The sequence below is a fragment of the Pedobacter sp. KH_004 genome, assembly GCF_057840755.1.
On record NZ_CM174519.1, the window covers coordinates 422,675 to 442,824 of the forward strand.

Sequence of the window (20,150 nt, forward strand, 5' to 3'; positions counted from 1 at the left end):
ATTCGTATTTTCGTCAGGATTTGCAATAACATATTTTGAGTCGAGATTGCAAATCTCGACTAGCAGCGAAATAGCCCGCTGACTGTACGACTATATCCTTACTCCTTGATCCTTACTCCTTGATCTTTACTCTTTAATCCTTACTCTCGCTCCTAAAAAAATCCCATTCTATTCGAATCTAGCTTCAGAAAGATAAATAGCAAAATGGTGAAACTCCATAGCGAAGAACCTCCATAACTAATTAGCGGCAGGGGGATTCCAATCACCGGAATAATTCCAATGGTCATCCCTATGTTAATGAAGACGTGGAAAAAGAGAATACAGGCTACACTGTAGCCGTAAACTCTGGAAAAAGTAGATCGCTGTCTTTCGGCTAAGTTAATCAGCCTCAACAGTAAAAAACTATATAAACCAATGACTACAGAACAGCCCAAAAATCCCCATTCTTCACCAATGGTTGAGAAGATAAAATCGGTACTCTGTTCCGGCACATAGCCATATTTAGTTTGTGTTCCTTCTAAAAATCCTCTACCGGTAACCTGTCCAGAGCCTATGGCAATTTGAGATTGAATTACGTTATAACCGGCACCTCTGTTATCTGTTTTTAGGCCAAGCATCAGCTCAATACGACTTCTTTGGTGTGGTGCCAAAACCTTTTCGTAAGCAACTTTAATTAGGAAGAGGTAACCAATAGCAAAAACGGTAACGAAAACTGTAGAGAAAATAATCTTCTGTTTCCTGCGGTTATTGTAAATAAATAAACCTGCAATTGCGGTGATAATGGTAATCAAAATCCATGTAGGTACCAGGAAATCGGCTACAAACAATACGATCATTCCCAGAAATATCAAAAGGAAATAACCAGATAAACCTTCGCGATAAAGCGGGAACATAAAGGCTAGAAAGACCAAAGCCGAGCCTGTATCGGGCTGAAGCATAATTAATAGCAACGGTGCACCAACAATTAATGCTGCTATGGCTATTGATTTAAAATCGCGGAATTTAGGATTAAAACTACCCACGTATCGGGCCAAAAGTAGAGCAGTTCCAAATTTGGCGAATTCGGCAGGCTGCAGTTTAAAGGAGCCAATGGCGATCCAGGCCTGATTACCTGCCACTTTATTTCCGATAACTAATACCGCGAGAAGCAATAATAACGTACCTCCGTAAATAAAAGGAGAGAAGACGTTAAAAAGCCTGCCATCAAATAACAAAATGGCTAAGCCTAAAATTAATCCGGAAATCACATAAATAAGCTGCTTGCCGTAAAGTTCGTTAAAACCAAAGGCCATCGTTCTCTCTGGAGGAACAGAAGCGTAAATGTTGACAAACCCAATGGCGCATAAGGCAATATAAATCAAAACGGTAATCCAATCTACATTGAAAAAGAAACGGTTTCCCTGTTGTTGCTGCATCTTACTTTTGGGTTACAGGGTTTTCTGATGGAACGGTTTTGTTTCCTTTTGGCTTGGTAGCCACACTTTGTTTTATAGTTGCGGCCCTTATGCTCAAGCTATCTTTTACTGTTTTAGTTGAATCCGCTTTTTTAATTAATAAGCTATCTGCTTTGGTCACGATCTTAACTGGCTTCGTTTTATCTTTTAAAACCGGTAAAAGGTTTTGGCTTTTCATCCATTCCACCTGTGCAGCTCTTGAGCCTGTTACTTTGCCTTTTAAATACTTTTCAATCATGTAACTGGCGATGGGAGCGGCATAAGTACTTCCGAAACCTGCATTTTCTACAATAACCGCAATTGCAATTTTCGGATTATCGCGTGGGGCAAAACCGATAAAAACGGAGTGGTTTTTACCATGCGGATTTTGCACTGTACCTGTTTTACCACAAAGCACCACATCAGGTATTCTGGATAATATTGCGGTTCCCCAACTGGTGTTAACTGCATCTTGCATGCCATCAATCACGGGTTCGAAGTGCTTGGCATCAACTCCAACATATTTTTTATCTACGTATTCCTTTTTAATCTTATCGCCCATTGCCCTAATGATATGGGGTTTGATATAGTAGCCGCGGTTAGCAATGATTGCCATTGCATTGGCCATCTGCAGCGGTGTCGCCGTAATTTCACCCTGTCCGATAGCTTGCGAAATTACATTGGTGTAGCCCCAACGTTTGCCATAAATTTTATCATAATGATCTGCTTCATAAAAATATCCTTTTCTTTCATAAGGCATATCAATATCCAATTTTTCTCCGAAGCCGAATTTCGCAATTTTATCCCGCCATTCTTGATAGGTTTTTCTTTGGTTCTTCATCCCATTTTTGGTTATCAACTTCTGAAAAACATAACAAAAATAGGTATTGCAAGATCGGGCTATGCCTCTTCGTAAAGAAATTGAACCATCAAAGTGTTCGCATTTAATTTTTCTGTTTCCAGCCTGATAATAATGCGGACAGAAGAAAGTTGTATTTGGATCGATTACACCTTCTTGCAGGCCAATTAAGGCATCTACAGGTTTAAAAGATGAGCCTGGAGGATAATAACCCATGATTGGCCTCACCAATGATGGCCGATAAGGGTTACCAACAATGAACTTCATATAATTATTGCCCTGATCTCGGCCCACCAGTAAATTAGGATCGTAACCTGGGCTACTAATCAAAGATAGTATTTCGCCGGTAGCAGGCTCAATGGCCACAATTGCACCCACTTTATCTTTCATCAACTCTTCGCCAAGTTTCTGAATTCTCATATCAATACCAGATATCAGTCGTTCACCTGAAACGGCATTGATATCGTATTTGCCATCAGCATAACTTCCTTGTGGTGTATTATGAGCATCATATACCGTATTAACAACCCCTTTTTTTCCCCGTAAAATCTCTTCGTATGATTTTTCCAAACCGCTTTTTCCTTTGTAATCCCCTGGTCTGTAGAATCCTTCCGAATTGGCAATATCAGCACTATCAACTTCTTTTACATAGCCAAAAAGCTGGCCTCCAACGCTGTCAGGATAGTGCCTTACCGTTCTGTCTTGTGTTCTAAATCCTGGAAAACGGTATAGAATTTCTTGCAAACGGGCATAACTTTGAACAGATATTTGTTTAAGAAAAGGGGTCGATTGATAGGTAGATTTTCCTCTGGCTTTGCGTAAGTTTTTACGCACATCATCAATGGAAATTTCTAAAGCCTGGGCAAGTGCCAGCGTATCGAATTCTTTAACCTCGTTTGGCGTAACCATTAAATCGTAAACAGGCTCGTTTTGAACGATAACTTTTCCGTTGCGATCTAAAATGGCGCCACGGGCAGGGTACTTATAAATTTTGCGTAGCACATTACTTTCAGCAGAAAGAAAGTATTTATCACTAACAATCTGGATATAAAATAATTTCCCCAATAAAATCAGGGCGATTACAATAAATAATCCTTGAACGATATATTTTCGGTTAAATAATTGATCCATTAGCGGGATGGTCTTCTATAGAATATAAACTCTACCAATAAAATAATAAGCAGTGTAAAGATACAACTTAAGCCGCATCTCATTAAGGTATAGCCAATTTCGGTTAACCTAAATGTTTCTAAAAAGAACAGCACCAGGTGATGTGCAACAATGCAGAGTAAAGCATATAGCGAAAACCATTGGAAACCCATATAACTTAATGAAGGTTCAGGGTCGTCAATTGCATCGCGGTTTAAACTAATTGAAATAAAAGATATTCTAACAAAGGCCAAAACGATACAGGCCGTAGCATGAACGCCCATCGTATCGTAAAATGCATCGAGTGTTAAGCCCGTTGCAAAAGCCAAAACGTAAAGTAAAATGTTAGGTATGCCAAAGGGCAATAAGAGTAAAAACAAAACGTAAACGAAGGGGGTAGAAAGATCGTAAAAGCCCATGTTTTTGAGCAGAAATATCTGAACAAAAAGGAGTAAAATCCATCTGATTATATTTACAATGACTATTCTACTATTCATTTGGCTTAATTAAGCTCTCCAAAGCTTTCTGCTCTTCAGCTCTTTTGTCTTTTACCACGTAAACGTATTGTAACGTACTAAAATCGGTAAATAGATTTAACTCACCAGATAAAAAATTATCGTTGGTTGCTACATTTGGTTTAATAATCCTCCCCACTAGAATCCCCTTTGGAAATGAACCAAAGCCCGAGGTTACCACAGAATCGCCCACCAGCATTTTAATGTGATTGGGAACTTCCTTGATCAATGCTTTTTTGATATCGAAATTTGAATCTCCCCAAACCAACGAGCCCAAAGCCATATTCTTTTTAAGCATTACGCTAATTCGGGTATCCTTGTGCAATAACGATTGAATGGTTGCCAGGTGTTCAGAAACATCACGAACTAAACCTACTACGCCACGCTGTGGCGCAATTACAGCCATGCCACTTTTTATCCCATCCAAACTGCCCTTGTTAATAGTCATTACGTTATTGCGAAGGGTAATGGAGTTTTTAATCACCTTTGCAGCCAAATAGGTGTATTGCTGATCGGTAAGGGTATCAATTACTTTTACATCTTTAGTAGTATCAACTGTAGTCAGGTTTAATAAATGTGTCTTCAGTTTAGCATTTTCGGCCGCTAAACTGTCGTTTACCATACCCAGATTCATGTATCTTTTAAAAATATTAAGCCTTTCGTATGCAGTACCCACAATTTCATTAGATGAATTTAAGGTTACGCTTCGCTGATAGGCATTATTTTTTACCGTAAGATAAATGCCAATGATGAAAAAGATGATAAACAGGAAAAATGCGTTGTATCTGCTGATGAAAATCCAAAGGTTACGCATTTAGTGATAAGTTATAAGTATTACGTTGTAAGTTACAAGACTTAAAACTTATAACTTACAACGTATAACCTGATTTATTGCATTAAAAATTTATAACCGCCAATGTTTTTAAGGGCGATACCAGTTCCGCGAACTACTGCACGAAGTGGATCTTCTGCCACGTGAACAGGTAGCTTCGTTTTGGCAGCAACACGCTTGTCTAAACCTCTTAATAGAGCACCACCACCGGTTAAATAAATACCAGTTTGATAAATATCGGCAGAAAGTTCTGGAGGGGTAATCTCTAATGCTTTTAATATCGCTTCCTCAATTTTAGAGATCGACTTATCTAAACAATGTGCAATTTCAGTATAAGAAACCGTGATCTGCTTTGGAACACCAGTCATTAAATCACGACCTTGAACAGCAAAATCGGCAGGCGCATCCTGTAACTCTGGTAAAGCTGCACCCACTTCAATTTTAATTTTCTCCGCAGTACGGTCGCCAATCATGATGTTGTGCTGGCGACGGATGTAATTTACGATATCAGAGTCGAAGTTATCTCCCGCAACGCGGATAGATTGATCGCATACGATACCTGATAAGGCGATAACCGCAATTTCTGTCGTACCGCCACCTATATCAATAATCATGTTACCCATTGGTTCTTCCACGTCAATTCCAATCCCTACTGCAGCAGCCATTGGTTCGTGAATTAAATAAACTTCTTTAGCACCGGCAATTTCAGCAGAGTCACGTACAGCACGTTTTTCTACTTCAGTAATACCTGATGGAATACAGATTACCATCCGTAGAGAGGGAAACATCCACCCTTTACCGCCATTTAGCATACGGATCATGCCCTTGATCATCGCCTCAGCTGCATTAAAATCGGCAATTACACCATCTTTTAAAGGGCGAACAGTTTTAATATTATCATGAGTTTTACCTTCCATTTGCATCGCCTGACGACCTATAGCGATAACTTTGTTTGTAGTGCGATCAAAGGCAACAATAGAAGGTTCATCTACCACTACTTTGTCGTTATGTATAATTAGGGTATTCGCAGTGCCTAAATCGATGGCCACTTCCTGCGTAAACCAATTGAATAATCCCATGTATGAGTTATATTTTCTTTAATTTGTTAAATCTATACTATTCCTAATGTAAAAATAGGTTTTTTATTGTTTTAAGTTTTATTTTCTTCGTTCATTAAATTGTTTTTAAGGCAATTAAATTATTCTGAAAATCAAAACCTGCAATCTTTGGTTTAAATAGTCCCACTTTTTGTTCAATTTTTTGCGAATGTCAGTTTAAGATTGTCGAAGACCGTTATCAAAAAGTATTTCAATCAATCGCCTGCCTACCGCAGGCCAGGGTTTATTACTCGCGTCTGGTTTATCAAACCAGCTTCTCTCTTTTTAAAACGATCGTCTTTGCGAGGTACGAAGCAATCTTATTACCAAAGCTTTTTAACGCTTAAGATTGTCAGCCTGCGAGAAGCAGGCTTCATGCTGGCAATGATGGTATAATGCATCACCTTGAACCTCTAAGCCTTCAACCTTTTGCTTTACCTAGTGTTTAAAGTGTCTTACTCCGGTAGTTACCATAGCAATACCTTTTTCATTTGCTTTCACAACGGAATCTGCATCTTTAATTGATCCACCTGGTTGTAAAACTGCAGTAATGCCTGCATCTGCAGCAATTTCTACACAATCAGGGAAAGGGAAGAAAGCATCAGATGCCATCGCACTTCCTTTTACGCTAAAACCAAAAGAAGCTGCTTTTTCAATAGCTTGTCTTAGCGCATCAACCCGGGAAGTTTGACCCACGCCACTTGCAATTAACACATCATCTTTAACCAAAACAATGGTGTTAGATTTAGTATGTTTCACAATCTTATTTGCAAAATGCAAATCTTTTAATTCTTGAGCAGTTGGCGCCTTATCGGTTACGGTTGTCATTTGCTCCGGACCTTCGATAATTAAATCTTTATCCTGCTCAATTACGCCGTTTAACAAAGTTTTAAATTGTTTTTTGCTCAACTCTACATTATTGCGTTGTAAAATAACGCGGTTTTTCTTTTTGCTGAACAATTCCACCGCTTCTGGTTGGTAAGAAGGTGCAATTAAAACTTCGAAAAACAAGTTGTTAATCTCTTCAGCTGTTGCTAAATCAACTTCAACATTGGTAATTAACACACCGCCGAAAGCAGAAACCGGGTCGCAAGCTAATGCATCCATCCAAGCTTGTTTAACGCTAGGGCGGGAGGCAATGCCGCAAGCGTTTGTATGTTTTAAGATTGCAAAAGTCGGATCTTCAAATTCGTCTATTAAAGCCACGGCAGCATCCACATCTACCAGGTTATTATAGGAAAGTTCTTTACCGTTTAACTTCGTAAACATGGCATCTAAATCGCCATAAAATACTGCACCTTGATGTGGATTTTCACCATAACGCAAGGTTTTAGCATCGGCCACACTTTGTTTAAAAACATCAAGTGGATCTTCCTCATTAAAATAATTGAAGATTGCCGTATCATAGTGAGAAGAAGTATGAAAAGCCTTTTTAGCATATGCTTTACGTTGTGCCAACGTGGTTTCACCATTTTGTTCTTCTAATTGAGCTTGTAAAGTAGGGTAGTCGTTTTTCGAAGCGATAATCACAACGTCATTAAAGTTTTTAGCTGCGGCACGGATTAATGAAATTCCACCAATATCGATTTTCTCGATAATTTCTTCGGGTGTTCCACCAGCTTTTACAGTTTCTTCAAAAGGATATAAATCAACAATAACCAAATCAATTTCCGGAATTTCGTATTCGGCAATTTGTTCCTGATCGCCTGCTAATGCTCTGCGATTTAAAATGCCACCGAATACTTTCGGGTGTAAAGTTTTAACGCGACCGCCTAAAATAGATGGATAGCCCGTCAAATCTTCAACCGCTGTAACAGGTAAGTTTAAGTCTTTGATGAATTGTTCAGTTCCACCGGTAGAAAATAACTGCACACCCTGAGCGGCTAGCAATTTTACTAATGGCTCCAAACCATCTTTATAATATACTGAAATTAAAGCGTTTTTGATTTTAATGGGCTGACTCATTCTACTGTAAATTTTGAGCCGCAAAGGTAGTAAAACATGATGATTTTTTTGGTATGCTAAGGCTGTAAAAATGGATTATCTTATTTTTAGACTGGGGCAATCTTATTGTTTACAAGAAGATTTTGTTCGGAAACTGCTTCGGTTATCGTCATCCTCGCTTAGGCGGGGATCTTAAAGCGCCTTGAAGGCTTCGCTTATGATTTTTTTTTGCCTCATCGGCGGCGGCAGTCTACTTTTTCCTTGATGGAAAAGTAGCAAAAGATCAAGGATTGAATCTAATGCTGGGTGAATTCTTCAAAGCTTTTATATTGGCATCACAAGCTGCGATGATATGGATTGTGGTTTTTGAACGTTGCCGCATAAGCTTTAACGTTTTCCTCTTCCATCAGTTCTTATGCAGGATAGTAGGGTGGCTACATCGAGCGCTTGGATTTATATTTTATGAGGTAGCCTTCACTACTTCTTTATTTTTTTTACAAGACTTTCAACAACCTTCGGATAATGTAGATGCTCCAATTGTTGTCCCTTAAATTTTATCATTTCCAGGTTGTCGCCTTTGTCTATTTTATATCTGGCCTGATAAATATATTCTCCTTCATCATAGTTTTCATCTATATAATGAATAGTGATGCCGCCTTCAGTTTCACCGGCAGCCATTACGGCGTTGTGTACATGGTCGCCATACATTCCTTTTCCTCCGAACTTCGGTAAAATTGCAGGATGGATGTTGATGATTCTTCCTGGGTAAGCGGCTATTAAATTTTGAGGGATTAACCAAAGGAAACCGGCCAGAACAATGAAGTCGATATCTAAGTTTTTCAGTAAATCGATCACTTCTTCCGTTTTGTAGAACTCTTGCTTATCGAAAATGTGAGACGGAATTTCAAAGTTATCTGCTCTTTGGAGTACGTAAGCATCAGCGTTGTTAGTTAATACCAAAGAAATTTCGATGTCGTTACTGCGTTTAAAATGCTCCATTAGCTTTTGGGCGTTAGAGCCTGAGCCGGATGCGAAAATGGCTATTCGTTTTTTCACTCAAAAATCGTTTTCCCCAAAAATAGTATTTTTAAGCAGGTTTTCTCAATAGAAGTTAATTTTTATTAGCCTGGGTTAAAGTGTTATTAATGATTAAATTTAATGTATTTTTGCTGTTGGAAAATGTGTTGCAATGTATGTGGATAAAAAAGTTAAATTGTTTTGTAATTTAAAAACATAAACTCTATATTTGCAACCCGAATTATAGGAAACGATTAAGAAAAAATAAAAGGCTAAATAGAAATGGCAAATCATAAATCTTCATTAAAAAGAATTAGAGCAAACGCTACAAAACGTTTACGTAACAGATATCAGGCAAAAACTACCCGTACTTTCATCAAGAGATTACGTGCTGCAGAAGATAAAAAATCTGCTTCAGATTTATTGCCTAAAGTGATCTCTATGTTAGATCGTTTAGCTAAAAAGAACATCATTCACAAAAACAAAGCAGCTAACAACAAATCGAAATTAACGAAATTCGTTAACGGTTTAGCATAGCTAAGTTTTTTTTACGATATTAGTAAAAGGCATCCCAACCAAAAGTTGGGATGTTTTTTTGCGTAAAAAATTATGGATGAATACGATCAAAAGTTAGGAATCAAATTATGGGCTGAAGAAGATCGGCCAAGAGAGAAGCTTTTACAGCATGGTCGCAGGCATTTAACCGATGCCGAACTGATCGCAATTTTAATGGGATCGGGCAACAGAAATGAAACAGCTGTAGATTTAAGCAAACGAATTTTAGCCTTCTACGATAACAACCTGACCAAACTTGGAAAAACATCTATCCAAGATCTTTCGAAGTTTAAAGGCATAGGGGAGGCGAAAGCAATTTCGATAGTGGCCGCTTTGGAACTTGGTTTGCGAAGAAGGGAAACACAGCAAGAGCAGCTTACCCAAATTACCGCATCCAGCGATGTCCATAAATACCTTTAACACACCTTTGCTGATCTTAACCATGAAGAATTTTGGGTTTTATTGCTAAACAGATCTAATCACATTATTGGCAAACATCTAATTAGCAAAGGCGGGCAAGCTGGAACGGTAGCCGACCCAAAAAATATTTTTAAAGTAGCCATTGAAAATAATGCTGCCTATAGTTCTGGCGCATTATCATCCATCGGGAAATTTAAAACCTAGTGAAAGCGATAATAAACTTACCAGAAATGTTGTCGCATCTGGAGCTATGCTAGGGCTATATGTGGTTGATCACTTGATTTTTGCGAACGATTATTATTATAGTTATAAAGATGAGGATTTGATTTAGGATTTTTCCATCAGCTGCTATGCCGGAAAACTAGGTGCCAAATCCGTCATCCTCGAGTATGCGGGGATGTTTTAGAAAGTTTCAGCCAAAAGTGTGTGTCATCCTGAGCGTAGTCGAAGGATCTATTTTCAGTTGTTCTCTTTCGCCTCATCGGCGGCGGCCTCTTACCTTTTTCTTGACAAAAAAGGTAACTAAACCGAGCCATTCGGCGAGCCCATTAATACATTTAAAAGACAAAAATAAACTATTAATAAAGTCAAGGCTTCCCGATGAATCGAAACATGTGGATCTGATGTCGGCTATCCTCGTTGAAACTATCATTGCGGCAACGCGTTCTGTTCCGACCCTTCGTCGGAACAGAACGCGTTGCCTTGTGCTTGATAACTGAAAGTTAGTGCACAAGTTTCAACGGTATAACCTTCTATCATATCCTATGCCAGCAAGCAGGGCGGCTATAGCAATGAGGTGACAGGTGCCGATAGGCGGATAGAGGTTTTTTTCTTCCATCATCTCCTATGCCGGAAGCAGGGGGCTATAGCAAGCGAACTATTGTAGGGCGTCGTCATTTCGGCCGTAGCGAAGATATCTTTTAAAGTAGAGCAAAGCTACAACGAGGTTCAAGGATCTCTCCGCTTCGTTGCAATCCGGTCGAGATGACGCCCTTGGTAGTGTTTTGTGTTCAAGAAGATGAATGCATCGATTAATCTCAGCCAGGATATTTATAACAATTTGACTACTTAAAACTGAATTAACACTAAATTAGTAATATTGGAAAATTGAAAAAATAACCCATCTTATGAAATTCTTTAAAACCTTATTCTGTTTAATACTTATTTCTGTTGTAACCTTTGCCCAAAAGAAAGGAGCGCCAATCAACATTATTACCTATAACATTCGTTTGAATGTCGCTTCCGACGGTGTAAATGCCTGGCCTAACCGTAAGGAAAATGTGAAAGCGCTGGTAAAATTCCACGATGCTGATATCCTTTGCGTACAAGAGGCTTTGCCTGAACAATTTGATGCCTTGCTTGAAAACTCTAATTTTCATGTAGTTGGTGTGGGGAGAGAGGATGGAAAACGCAAGGGAGAATTTTCTGCGGTATATTACGATAAAGATCGCTTTACCAAAAAAGACGGAGGGACTTTCTGGCTTTCAGAAACACCAGATGTGCCATCGAAAGGTTGGGATGCCGCATTAAATCGGGTATGTAGCTGGGTAAGGCTTTACGATAGAATCAACAAAAAAGAATTTCTGGTATTTAATACCCATTACGATCACATTGGTGAGAAGGCGAGAATTGAATCTGCCAAGCTGTTAAAACGGAAGATACAGGAAATTGCCCCTGCTTTGCCGGTTGTTTTTACAGGCGATTTAAATGTTACTCCAGAAACCGAAGCTATTGCCACTATAAAATCTTTTTTAACTGATGCAAAAGAAGTCAGTATAGAGCCTGCGTATGGTCCGAATGGGACGTTCAACGCTTTTGATTTTAACAGCGATTTAAAAAATAGAATCGACTATATCTTTGTAAACAAAGGTTTTAAAGTTCAAAAATTCGCTGTACTGTCTGACAGTAAAGATAAAAGATATCCATCTGATCATTTACCAGTGTTTGCAAGATTATGGTTCTAACTGAAAGCTATTGAAATCTAACTCCCCCTTTCCTTTTCAGTTCGAACTTTTTGGTAATCAATATCATTATCATTATTTGTTTGAAACCCTGGCCTTCATTGTAGGTGTTCGGGTATATTATTATTTAAAGAAGGGGATTGTTGATCCCATTTCTGATGAAAACAGGTTATGGATCATGCTTGGAGCGATGGTGGGTGCTTTGATCGGCTCGAGGGTGGTGGCAGTTTTAGAAACTCCGGCGCTATTAGCACAGCTCAATTTTTCCATTCTTTATCAAAGCAAAACCATTATTGGCGGCTTGCTTGGAGGTTTGTTCGGAGTAGAGCTTATTAAAAAAATCATCGGCGTTCATATTGCTTCGGGAGACATTTATGTTTTGCCGATTATAATCGCATTATTCATCGGTAGAATCGGTTGTTTTTCAATGGGAATAGATGAGCCGACTTTTGGTATCGCTACCCAATTATTTACTGGAATGGATTTGGGCGATGGGATAAAGAGACATCCGATTATGCTCTATGAAATGTTTTATTTGATAGTCCTTTTATTTTTCTTTAACGCACTAAAAAATAAGAATCTGATCAATGGAGATCGTTTTAAATTATTCATGGTGCTCTATTTTTTATTCAGATTTCTCATCGAATTTATCAAGCCGTATCATTCATTATTCCTAAATTTAAGCAGCATTCATTGGTCTGCTTTGCTGATTTTTGCTTATTATTATAAATTCATCATCAGAATATCAAAATCAGTTTTTACTAAAAAAGTTCAATATGGCTAACACCAGGGATTATATTTATTACGATTATACCAAGAGTCTTTGTCCGGAATGCCTGATGCTTTGCGATGCGAAAATTGTTTTTCAGGACGCGAAAGTCTTCATGCTTAAAAATTGTAAAACGCATGGCGATAGTAAAGTAATGATTGCTGATGATGTGGAGTATTATAAACAAATTAGAAATTACAACAAACAATCGGAAATGCCGCTGAAGTTTAATACGAAGGTACATTACGGTTGTCCGTACGATTGTGGTTTATGTACCGATCACGAGCAGCATTCCTGTTTAACCGTTCTCGAAGTAACCGATCGTTGTAACCTGGCCTGCCCAACGTGTTACGCCATGTCGTCGCCACATTATGGTCGTCACCGTACACTAGAAGAAATTGAACGAATGATGGATGTGGTGGTTGCAAATGAAGGAGAGCCAGATGTGGTTCAGCTTTCTGGTGGCGAGCCCACCGTGCATCCAGAGTTTTTTAAAATATTGGATCTGGCGAAAACAAAGCCCATTAAACATTTAATGGTTAATACCAATGGAATTCGGATAGCTAAAGATATTTCCTTCGTAGAAAAACTGGCTTCATATATGCCCGATTTCGAAATCTATTTACAGTTTGATAGTTTTAGTTCGGAGGTGTTAACCAGATTAAGGGGAGAAGATTTAACCGAAGTAAGGAAGAAAGCGATAGACCATTTAAATCAATTTAATGTATCGACAACTTTGGTGGTCACTTTACAAAATGGCCTGAACGATCACGAAATTGGAGCTATTTTGGAGTACGCACTTAAACAGCGTTGCGTTCGTGGGGTGACTTTTCAGCCTACCCAGGTTGCCGGGAGGAATGATGATTACAATGACCAAAAGGGAAGAATTACGTTAACGGAGGTTCGAAGGAAGATATATGAACAATATCCTACTTTTACTCCGCAAGATTTGATTCCGGTTCCTTGCAATCCAGATGCGCTTTGTATGGCTTATGCGCTCAAAATTGGCGACGAAGTGATCCCGATGACACATTTAATCAACCCTGAAGATTTATTGAACAACTCCAAAAACACTATCGTTTTTGAGCATGACGAAAAGTTGAAGGAGCACATGTTAAATTTATTTAGTACCGGTGTTTCTGTAGATTGTGCAGAAGATACTTTTGGAGAATTGATGTGTTGTTTACCGAGGGTGAAATCGGATAATTTAAGTTACGATAATCTGTTCCGCATCATCATCATGAATTTTATGGATCCGCTTGATTTTGATGTAAGAGCTGTGAAGAAATCTTGCGTTCACATTGTTAGTGATAAATATAAGATGGTGCCTTTTGAAACGATGAACATTTTTTATCGTGATAACAAGATCGACACTATTAGAGAAAAACTAAATATGAATTGATATGATCATCATCCTCTTATTTCTTTATGGCCTCGCCATTGTCGGACTGTTTATCGGCGGGATCATCACCATCATTGTAAAATCATCTAACAACGAACCTACAAAGTTGGGTGTTCAAATGTTAATCGCGTCGATTATACTGGTTGTAATTGGTGGCGGCGCTTGTGCGGTGTTACTCGCTAACGGATAAGCAATGGGGCTAATTATTTTTTACTGGCTTGCGGTGGCGGTATTGTTTATCATAGGTTTAGTTCAGGTGATCATCAGATCCTTCAGAAACCAACCCATAAAGCCAGGATTAATGCTGATTATTATATCGGTAATTATGATCGTGATCGGCGCCGGAGCTTGTGCCATCATTTTATCCAATTTAAGCATAGGGCGGTAGGCTAACCTCAACCGATGGAATCTAATAACGAACGTTTGAGGTTTGGTAGCTTATTGATGATAATATCCCAAACGATATCATAATCTACTCCAAAATAATCGTGAATAAGCTTATTTCTTGTATTAATAATTTTTCTCCATTCAATTTGAGGGTATAACGCACGAAAATCGTCCTCTAATTTAGAATTAGCTTCTCCTTTAATTTCTAAACTCCTGATCAAAGCTCTTGAAAGAACAGAATCTGAAATTACACTTCTTTACCTTTGTAGCTTGTTTGCTTAAGAATGAAGTCCATTTCATCTAAAATGTGTTTAATCAACTCACGATTAGATGCTGACATATTGAGTCTGTTGTAAAATATAAGGAGCACTATGTTTACTCAATGATTGTGGTGTTACCAATTCGACTTTGCGATTCAATAAATCCTCCAGGTAGAAAGACAGCTCAATAAAATTATCAAAGCTTTTTTGGAGGGATCAAATTCCACAAGAAAATCGATATCGCTATCTTCAGTAATTCGATCGGTAGTAAAAGAGCCAAATACACCCAACTTTTCTACTCCGAAAGACTTTATTTTCTCTGCGTTTTTCTGAAGTTGATTAAAAAAGAGTTGCTTTGTTATAAACAGTGGTGCTCATAAACAAATATAGTCTTAATAAATAAAATTATTAATCATTCAATGTTTTTCAATTTCTAAAACGTTTCATCTTTAAATATTATCTTTGCGTTTTATAATTCTTGAACAACTGTTTTAGACATCGTATGTCTAAAATCTCATGTCTGGAATCTCAAATTTCAATAAATGAAAATATCATATAACTGGTTAAAACAATTTGTTAAAATAGATAAAACGCCGGCAGAACTTTCCTTAATCTTAACTAATGTAGGTTTAGAGGTAGAAAGTGTAGATCAGGTTCAGCCTGTTGTTGGCGGACTTGAGGGTTTGGTTATTGGCGAGGTTTTAACCTGTGTGCAACATCCTAACGCCGATCGTTTACGTGTAACTACGGTAAATGTGGGCGGCAAAGAAAATCTTCAAATTGTTTGTGGTGCACCAAATGTGGGCGCCGGGCAAAAAGTTGTAGTTGCTACCGTTGGAACAACCGTTTATCCTTTGGAAGGTGAACCTTTTAAAATTAAGGAATCAAAAATCAGGGGTGAGGTTTCGCAGGGAATGATTTGTGCGGAAGATGAAATAGGTTTAGGCAAATCTCACGATGGAATTATGATTTTGGCTGAAGATACCGAAATCGGTATTCGTGCTAAAGACCATTTTAAAATGGATGATGATTTTGTTTTTGAGATCGGATTAACGCCAAATCGTGCTGATGCAGCCTCACATTTGGGTGTTGCCAGAGATTTAGCTGCTTATTTCAGAAGCGAATATGAAATGCCAGATCTATCAGCGTTTAAAGTTGATAATGAAAATCTGGTTATTCCTGTTGAAGTGGAAGATGCTGATGCGTGTCCGCGATACAGTAGCCTAACCATTTCTGGTGTTACGGTTACCGAATCTCCAGATTGGTTAAAAGATAAATTGAAAGTAATTGGTCTTCGCCCGATTAATAATGTGGTAGATATCACCAACTACGTCTTACATGGCTTAGGCCAGCCTCTACATGCTTTCGACGCCGATAAAATTGCCGGCGGAAAAGTAATCGTTAAAAAAGTTGCTGAAGGAACGCCTTTTGTAACCCTTGATGATGTAGAGCGCAAATTAACTGCTGATGATTTGATGATTTGCAATGCCGACGCACCAATGTGTATTGCCGGTGTGTTCGGGGGCAAAACTTCAGGCGTTGATACCCAAACGAAAAACATCTTCTTAGAAAGCGCTTATTTCAATTCGGTTTCGGTACGTAAAACGGCAAAAAGACATGGCTTAAAAACTGACGCGTCTTTCCGTTACGAGCGTGGTACTGATCCGGAAATTACGGTTACAGCTTTGAAATATGCTGCCTTGTTGATTAAAGAATTGGCTGGAGGGGAAATTTCATCATCAGTTTCTGATATTTATCCTAATCACATTCGTCCTTTCGAGTTTGAAGTGAGTTATAACAACATCAATAAGCTCATTGGTGCAAATATTCCATCTGCAGAGATTAAGCATATCATTACCGCTCTAGGAATTACCGCAACCAGTACGTCTGATGATACTCTGGCTTTGAGAGTGCCATCTTTCAAGGTAGATGTAACTCGCGAATGTGATATTACCGAAGAGGTTTTACGCATTTATGGCTATAATAATATTGCTATTCCTTCAAAAGTAAATGCTTCGTTATCCTACAGCTTAAAGCCAGAGAAAGAAAACACACATAATACTGTTGCAGATTTGTTAAGTGCCAACGGTTACGCTGAAATTATGTGTAATTCATTAACGAAATCGACTTATTCAAAAAATCTTGATGAAGCGGTTTTTATTTTAAACCCGCTAAGCAGCGATTTGAATGTAATGCGCCAAAGCATGTTAATGCCAGCGCTGGAAAGTGTGGCTCATAATCAAAACCGTAAAAATGCTGATGTTAAGTTTTATGAATTTGGTAAAACCTATCATTTAATTAACGAACAATATGTAGAGCGCCCGCGGTTGTTGTTACTAATATCTGGCGCAAAACAAAGTGAGCAATGGAATCAAAATTCCAAATCGGTAGGTTTTTATAATTTGAAGTCGGCTGTTGATGCGATTATCAATCGTTTAGGGATTTCCAGTTATCAAACGGATGTTTTAAATGATGAGAACTTCGCTTATGGAATTAAATATTTCCGTGGAGATAAAACGCTGGTTAGTTTCGGGGCAGCAAGTAAAGCTGATCGTAAACTTGCAGATGTAAATGCGGAGGTTTTTTATGCTGACTTTGATTGGGCTGGGTTACTGGACATTGTAAGGAAAAACAAGATCATCAATAAAGAGGTTTCCAAGTATCCGCAGGTGCGAAGAGATTTATCGTTGTTGATTGACCAGGCCGTAACTTTTGATACCTTAAAAGGGATTGCCTTTAAAACGGATAAAAAGTTGATTAAAGAAGTAGGTGTTTTTGATGTTTATGTGGGGGATAAATTGCCGGAAGGTAAAAAATCTTATGCGTTGAATTTCATTTTGCAGGATGAAGAACAAACACTGACTGATAAGCAGATCGAAAATACGATGCAAAAATTAATCGCGAATTTAACCCAGCAAGCGGGTGCAGAAATTAGGAAATAAAATATAAATTCGTATTTTTAGAAATAAATTCATGACTTCTGTTGCAGATCAATTAGATAAGGTATTACAAAAAACAGCTCGATTAATTGAGTTATGTAATGCATTACAAGAAGAAAATGATTTATTAAAGCTTGAAAATCAATCGTTAAAAGTGGCGCTTGATACTTCGAAAGTCAAAAATGTAGAGCTTGAAGAAAAATTAAGGGTTACTAAATTGGCCAAAAGTATTGAGGGTACAAGTGAAAAGTCGCTTGACATTAAACAAAAAATTAACGATTTTGTGCGGGAGATTGATAAAAGTATCGCATTACTTAAAAAATAAATGATGCGAAGAAATCAGAAACTAAGCTAACAAATGGGAGAAATCTCGATTAAAATAACCATTTCCGACCGTATTTACCCACTTAAGGTGAATACAGAAGAGGAAGAAATTGTGAGACGGGCAGCTAAAATGATCAATGAGCGCATAAAAGATTATCAAGATAATTATGCGGTTAGAGATAAGCAGGATCTTCTTTCTATGGCAGTTTTGCATTATGCAACCGCTGTATTAAGAACGGAAAATAAAGTGCAAAACCAGGATACTGCCGTTGCTGATAAAGTTGAAGAGTTGGATATTTTACTCGACGGTTTTTTTACAAAATAAGGTTCGTTCTTTGGCGATTTGTCACTTTGAACTTGTTTCAAAGTCTTAACAATTAAGTTCCTGGAATAAATTCAGGATGGCGTCGCTCTAATTAGCATAAAAACATAGCCGCGGCTAGTTTTTTGAGTTTCAAATTTATAAAACTTAACACTTCAATATCTATGGGGTTAAGAGGGCGTATTTCATCTGCTTCATGCACCTGAAAATGGCTTAAATCCCAATTATGCTTAGTTGAGGTTTAAAATGATGAGACTTTAAAAAAATTAGTTGCGGTTTTTTTTTACTTAAAAAACAAAATGGAGATAACGGAAATTCTAGGATACATATTTGCCTTAATAGCAGGCTTAGGTATCGGTATAGCGGTAGGCAGGTTCCTACTGCGCAACCTGTTAAAAGGGCAGGAAATTGCAGCCCAAAACAAGGTGAAAAAGATTTTAAAAGATGCAGAGAACAATGCAGAAATCTTAAAAAAAAATAAACTTTTAGAAGCAAAAGAGAAATTTTTGCAGTTAAAAGCAGAGCATGAACAAGAAGTGAATGCCAAAAATAATTCTATCAATCAGCGTGAGAATACCATGAAGCAGAAAGAGCAATCGGTAAACCAGCGCATGGAAAACTTTAACAAAAAAGAGCAGGAACTAGATAAGCAAAAAGCCAATTTAGAAAAGCAAACTGAACTTGCAGTTAAAAAACAAGAAGAAGTTGAGGTGTTAAAAAATCAACACCTTAAACAATTAGAAACCATTGCTGGCCTTTCTGCTGAAGAAGCTAAAGCGCAATTAGTAGAGAATTTAAAGCAAGAAGCCCGCACGCAAGCGATGATGCAGGTGAAAGATATTGTTGATGAAGCAAAGTTAACTGCAAGCAAAGAAGCCAAAAAAGTGGTGATCCAAACCATTCAACGTACGGCTACAGAAGCTGCGATTGAAAATTCGGTTTCTATTTTCCATATCGAAAGTGATGAGATTAAAGGTCGAGTGATTGGTAGAGAGGGTAGAAATATCCGTGCCTTGGAAGCTGCGACTGGTATTGAAATTATTGTTGATGATACTCCTGAAGCGATCATTTTATCCGGTTTCGATCCGGTAAGGAGAGAGATCGCCCGTTTGGCTTTACACCGTTTGGTAACGGATGGTCGTATTCACCCTGCCCGTATTGAAGAAATTGTAGCGAAAACTAAAAAGCAAATCGAAGATGAAATTGTGGAGATTGGCGAGCGTACGGTAATCGATTTAGGAATTCACGGTTTGCACCCTGAATTAATCCGTATGGTTGGCCGGATGCGTTACCGTTCATCTTATGGTCAAAACCTTTTACATCACTCGCGTGAGGTGGCTAATTTCTGTGCTACAATGGCGGCTGAGTTGGGCTTAAACGCAAAGATGGCTAAACGTGCCGGTTTATTACACGATATTGGTAAGGTGCCTGATGATAACCCGGAATTGCCTCACGCAATTTTAGGAATGCAACTGGCCGAAAAATATAAAGAGCATCCAGAAATTTGTAATGCAATTGGTGCCCACCACGACGAGATAGAAATGACTTCGATGATTTCTCCAATCGTTCAGGCTTGCGATGCCATTTCAGGCGCTCGTCCGGGTGCACGTAGAGAGGTAGTTGAAAGTTACATCAAACGTTTGAAAGATCTGGAAGAACTGGCTTTATCTTATCCTGGGGTAGAAAAAACTTTCGCCATCCAGGCAGGTAGAGAACTTCGTGTGATTGTAGAAAGCGAAAGAATTACAGATGCACAGGCAGAATTATTAGCTGCGGATATTTCAACCCGTATTCAAACGGAAATGACTTATCCTGGGCAAATCAAAGTTACTGTTATCCGTGAAACACGTTCGGTAGCATTTGCGAAGTAGTCGTCTATCCTTCATTGCGAGGTTTCTTAAAACCGAAGCAATCTCATTAATAAATTAAGCGATGGAATTTTTTCATCGCTTTTTTGGTTTTTAG

21 protein-coding genes are annotated in these 20,150 nt (G+C 38.3%); 12 read left to right on the forward strand and 9 right to left on the reverse strand.

Going from position 1 to position 20,150, the window contains the following annotated elements; translation table 11 throughout:
• Window positions 1-152: 152 nt before the first annotated feature.
• The 7 genes from rodA to purN form a co-directional block, all read right to left on the reverse strand.
• Window positions 153-1,415 carry a rod shape-determining protein RodA gene (rodA, locus tag AC3ITD_RS01895; protein WP_489363523.1) on the reverse strand — a complete coding sequence of 421 codons (1,263 nt, stop codon included), beginning with the start codon at window positions 1,413-1,415 and terminating at the stop codon, window positions 153-155.
• Window position 1,416: 1 nt separating this feature from the next.
• A complete protein-coding gene (gene mrdA / locus AC3ITD_RS01900; protein ID WP_489363525.1) occupies window positions 1,417-3,423 on the reverse strand; it encodes a penicillin-binding protein 2 in 2,007 nt (668 codons plus the stop codon).
• Window positions 3,423-3,938 carry a rod shape-determining protein MreD gene (locus AC3ITD_RS01905; RefSeq protein WP_489363527.1) on the reverse strand — a complete coding sequence of 172 codons (516 nt, stop codon included), beginning with the start codon at window positions 3,936-3,938 and terminating at the stop codon, window positions 3,423-3,425. The genes mrdA and AC3ITD_RS01905 overlap by 1 nt, the downstream gene beginning before the upstream one ends.
• The gene (mreC, locus tag AC3ITD_RS01910) at window positions 3,931-4,770 is read right to left on the reverse strand and encodes a rod shape-determining protein MreC (protein ID WP_265798374.1); all 840 of its coding nucleotides are present in this window, start codon (window positions 4,768-4,770) and stop codon (window positions 3,931-3,933) included. The genes AC3ITD_RS01905 and mreC overlap by 8 nt, the downstream gene beginning before the upstream one ends.
• Window positions 4,771-4,844: 74 nt before the next feature.
• On the reverse strand, window positions 4,845-5,867 hold the full coding sequence (locus AC3ITD_RS01915; RefSeq protein WP_010601761.1) for a rod shape-determining protein: 1,023 nt from the start codon (window positions 5,865-5,867) through the stop codon (window positions 4,845-4,847).
• Between the two features lie 456 nt (window positions 5,868-6,323).
• The gene (purH, locus tag AC3ITD_RS01920; RefSeq protein WP_489363531.1) at window positions 6,324-7,850 is read right to left on the reverse strand and encodes a bifunctional phosphoribosylaminoimidazolecarboxamide formyltransferase/IMP cyclohydrolase; all 1,527 of its coding nucleotides are present in this window, start codon (window positions 7,848-7,850) and stop codon (window positions 6,324-6,326) included.
• Between the two features lie 456 nt (window positions 7,851-8,306).
• On the reverse strand, window positions 8,307-8,885 hold the full coding sequence (gene purN / locus AC3ITD_RS01925; protein WP_265798377.1) for a phosphoribosylglycinamide formyltransferase: 579 nt from the start codon (window positions 8,883-8,885) through the stop codon (window positions 8,307-8,309).
• A gap of 243 nt (window positions 8,886-9,128) precedes the next feature.
• On the opposite strand from purN, the gene rpsT reads away from it, so the two are divergent.
• The 8 genes from rpsT (at window position 9,129) to AC3ITD_RS01965 (ending at window position 14,143) form a co-directional block, all read left to right on the forward strand.
• The gene (gene rpsT / locus AC3ITD_RS01930; protein ID WP_010603296.1) at window positions 9,129-9,383 is read left to right on the forward strand and encodes a 30S ribosomal protein S20; all 255 of its coding nucleotides are present in this window, start codon (window positions 9,129-9,131) and stop codon (window positions 9,381-9,383) included.
• 72 nt (window positions 9,384-9,455) lie between these two features.
• Entirely contained in the window at window positions 9,456-9,821 is a 366-nt protein-coding gene (locus tag AC3ITD_RS01935) for a UPF0758 domain-containing protein (RefSeq protein WP_489363534.1), read from the forward strand.
• A gap of 42 nt (window positions 9,822-9,863) precedes the next feature.
• Window positions 9,864-10,025 carry a JAB domain-containing protein gene (locus tag AC3ITD_RS01940; RefSeq protein WP_489363536.1) on the forward strand — a complete coding sequence of 54 codons (162 nt, stop codon included), beginning with the start codon at window positions 9,864-9,866 and terminating at the stop codon, window positions 10,023-10,025.
• A complete protein-coding gene (locus AC3ITD_RS01945) occupies window positions 9,973-10,152 on the forward strand; it encodes a JAB domain-containing protein (RefSeq protein ID WP_489363538.1) in 180 nt (59 codons plus the stop codon). Before AC3ITD_RS01940 ends, AC3ITD_RS01945 begins: the two co-directional genes overlap by 53 nt.
• Before the next feature lie 796 nt (window positions 10,153-10,948).
• Window positions 10,949-11,785, forward strand: a complete 837-nt coding sequence (locus AC3ITD_RS01950) for an endonuclease/exonuclease/phosphatase family protein (protein ID WP_489363540.1) — start codon at window positions 10,949-10,951, stop codon at window positions 11,783-11,785.
• A 10-nt stretch (window positions 11,786-11,795) separates the two neighbouring features.
• Entirely contained in the window at window positions 11,796-12,566 is a 771-nt protein-coding gene (locus AC3ITD_RS01955; RefSeq protein WP_489363542.1) for a prolipoprotein diacylglyceryl transferase, read from the forward strand.
• Window positions 12,559-13,953, forward strand: a complete 1,395-nt coding sequence (locus AC3ITD_RS01960; RefSeq protein WP_489363544.1) for a radical SAM protein — start codon at window positions 12,559-12,561, stop codon at window positions 13,951-13,953. Before AC3ITD_RS01955 ends, AC3ITD_RS01960 begins: the two co-directional genes overlap by 8 nt.
• 1 nt (window position 13,954) lies before the next feature.
• Window positions 13,955-14,143, forward strand: coding sequence for a hypothetical protein (locus AC3ITD_RS01965; RefSeq protein ID WP_056849478.1), 189 nt, complete (start codon window positions 13,955-13,957; stop codon window positions 14,141-14,143).
• Between the two features lie 205 nt (window positions 14,144-14,348).
• Here AC3ITD_RS01965 and AC3ITD_RS01970 read toward each other — a convergent pair whose 3' ends face one another.
• Window positions 14,349-14,561, reverse strand: coding sequence for a HepT-like ribonuclease domain-containing protein (locus AC3ITD_RS01970; RefSeq protein ID WP_489363547.1), 213 nt, complete (start codon window positions 14,559-14,561; stop codon window positions 14,349-14,351).
• 194 nt (window positions 14,562-14,755) lie between these two features.
• Complete coding sequence (locus AC3ITD_RS01975; RefSeq protein WP_489363549.1) at window positions 14,756-14,890, reverse strand: nucleotidyltransferase domain-containing protein; 135 nt, start codon at window positions 14,888-14,890, stop codon at window positions 14,756-14,758.
• Window positions 14,891-15,142: 252 nt separating this feature from the next.
• Between AC3ITD_RS01975 and pheT the strand changes: the two genes are divergently transcribed.
• The 4 genes from pheT (at window position 15,143) to rny (ending at window position 20,056) form a co-directional block, all read left to right on the forward strand.
• Window positions 15,143-17,542, forward strand: coding sequence for a phenylalanine--tRNA ligase subunit beta (gene pheT / locus AC3ITD_RS01980; RefSeq protein WP_489363551.1), 2,400 nt, complete (start codon window positions 15,143-15,145; stop codon window positions 17,540-17,542).
• A 31-nt stretch (window positions 17,543-17,573) separates the two neighbouring features.
• Window positions 17,574-17,864, forward strand: a complete 291-nt coding sequence (locus AC3ITD_RS01985) for a hypothetical protein (RefSeq protein ID WP_463483525.1) — start codon at window positions 17,574-17,576, stop codon at window positions 17,862-17,864.
• 33 nt (window positions 17,865-17,897) lie between these two features.
• Window positions 17,898-18,188 carry a cell division protein ZapA gene (locus AC3ITD_RS01990; protein ID WP_489363553.1) on the forward strand — a complete coding sequence of 97 codons (291 nt, stop codon included), beginning with the start codon at window positions 17,898-17,900 and terminating at the stop codon, window positions 18,186-18,188.
• Window positions 18,189-18,484: 296 nt separating this feature from the next.
• A complete protein-coding gene (rny, locus tag AC3ITD_RS01995) occupies window positions 18,485-20,056 on the forward strand; it encodes a ribonuclease Y (RefSeq protein ID WP_056849484.1) in 1,572 nt (523 codons plus the stop codon).
• Window positions 20,057-20,150 lie beyond the last annotated feature (94 nt).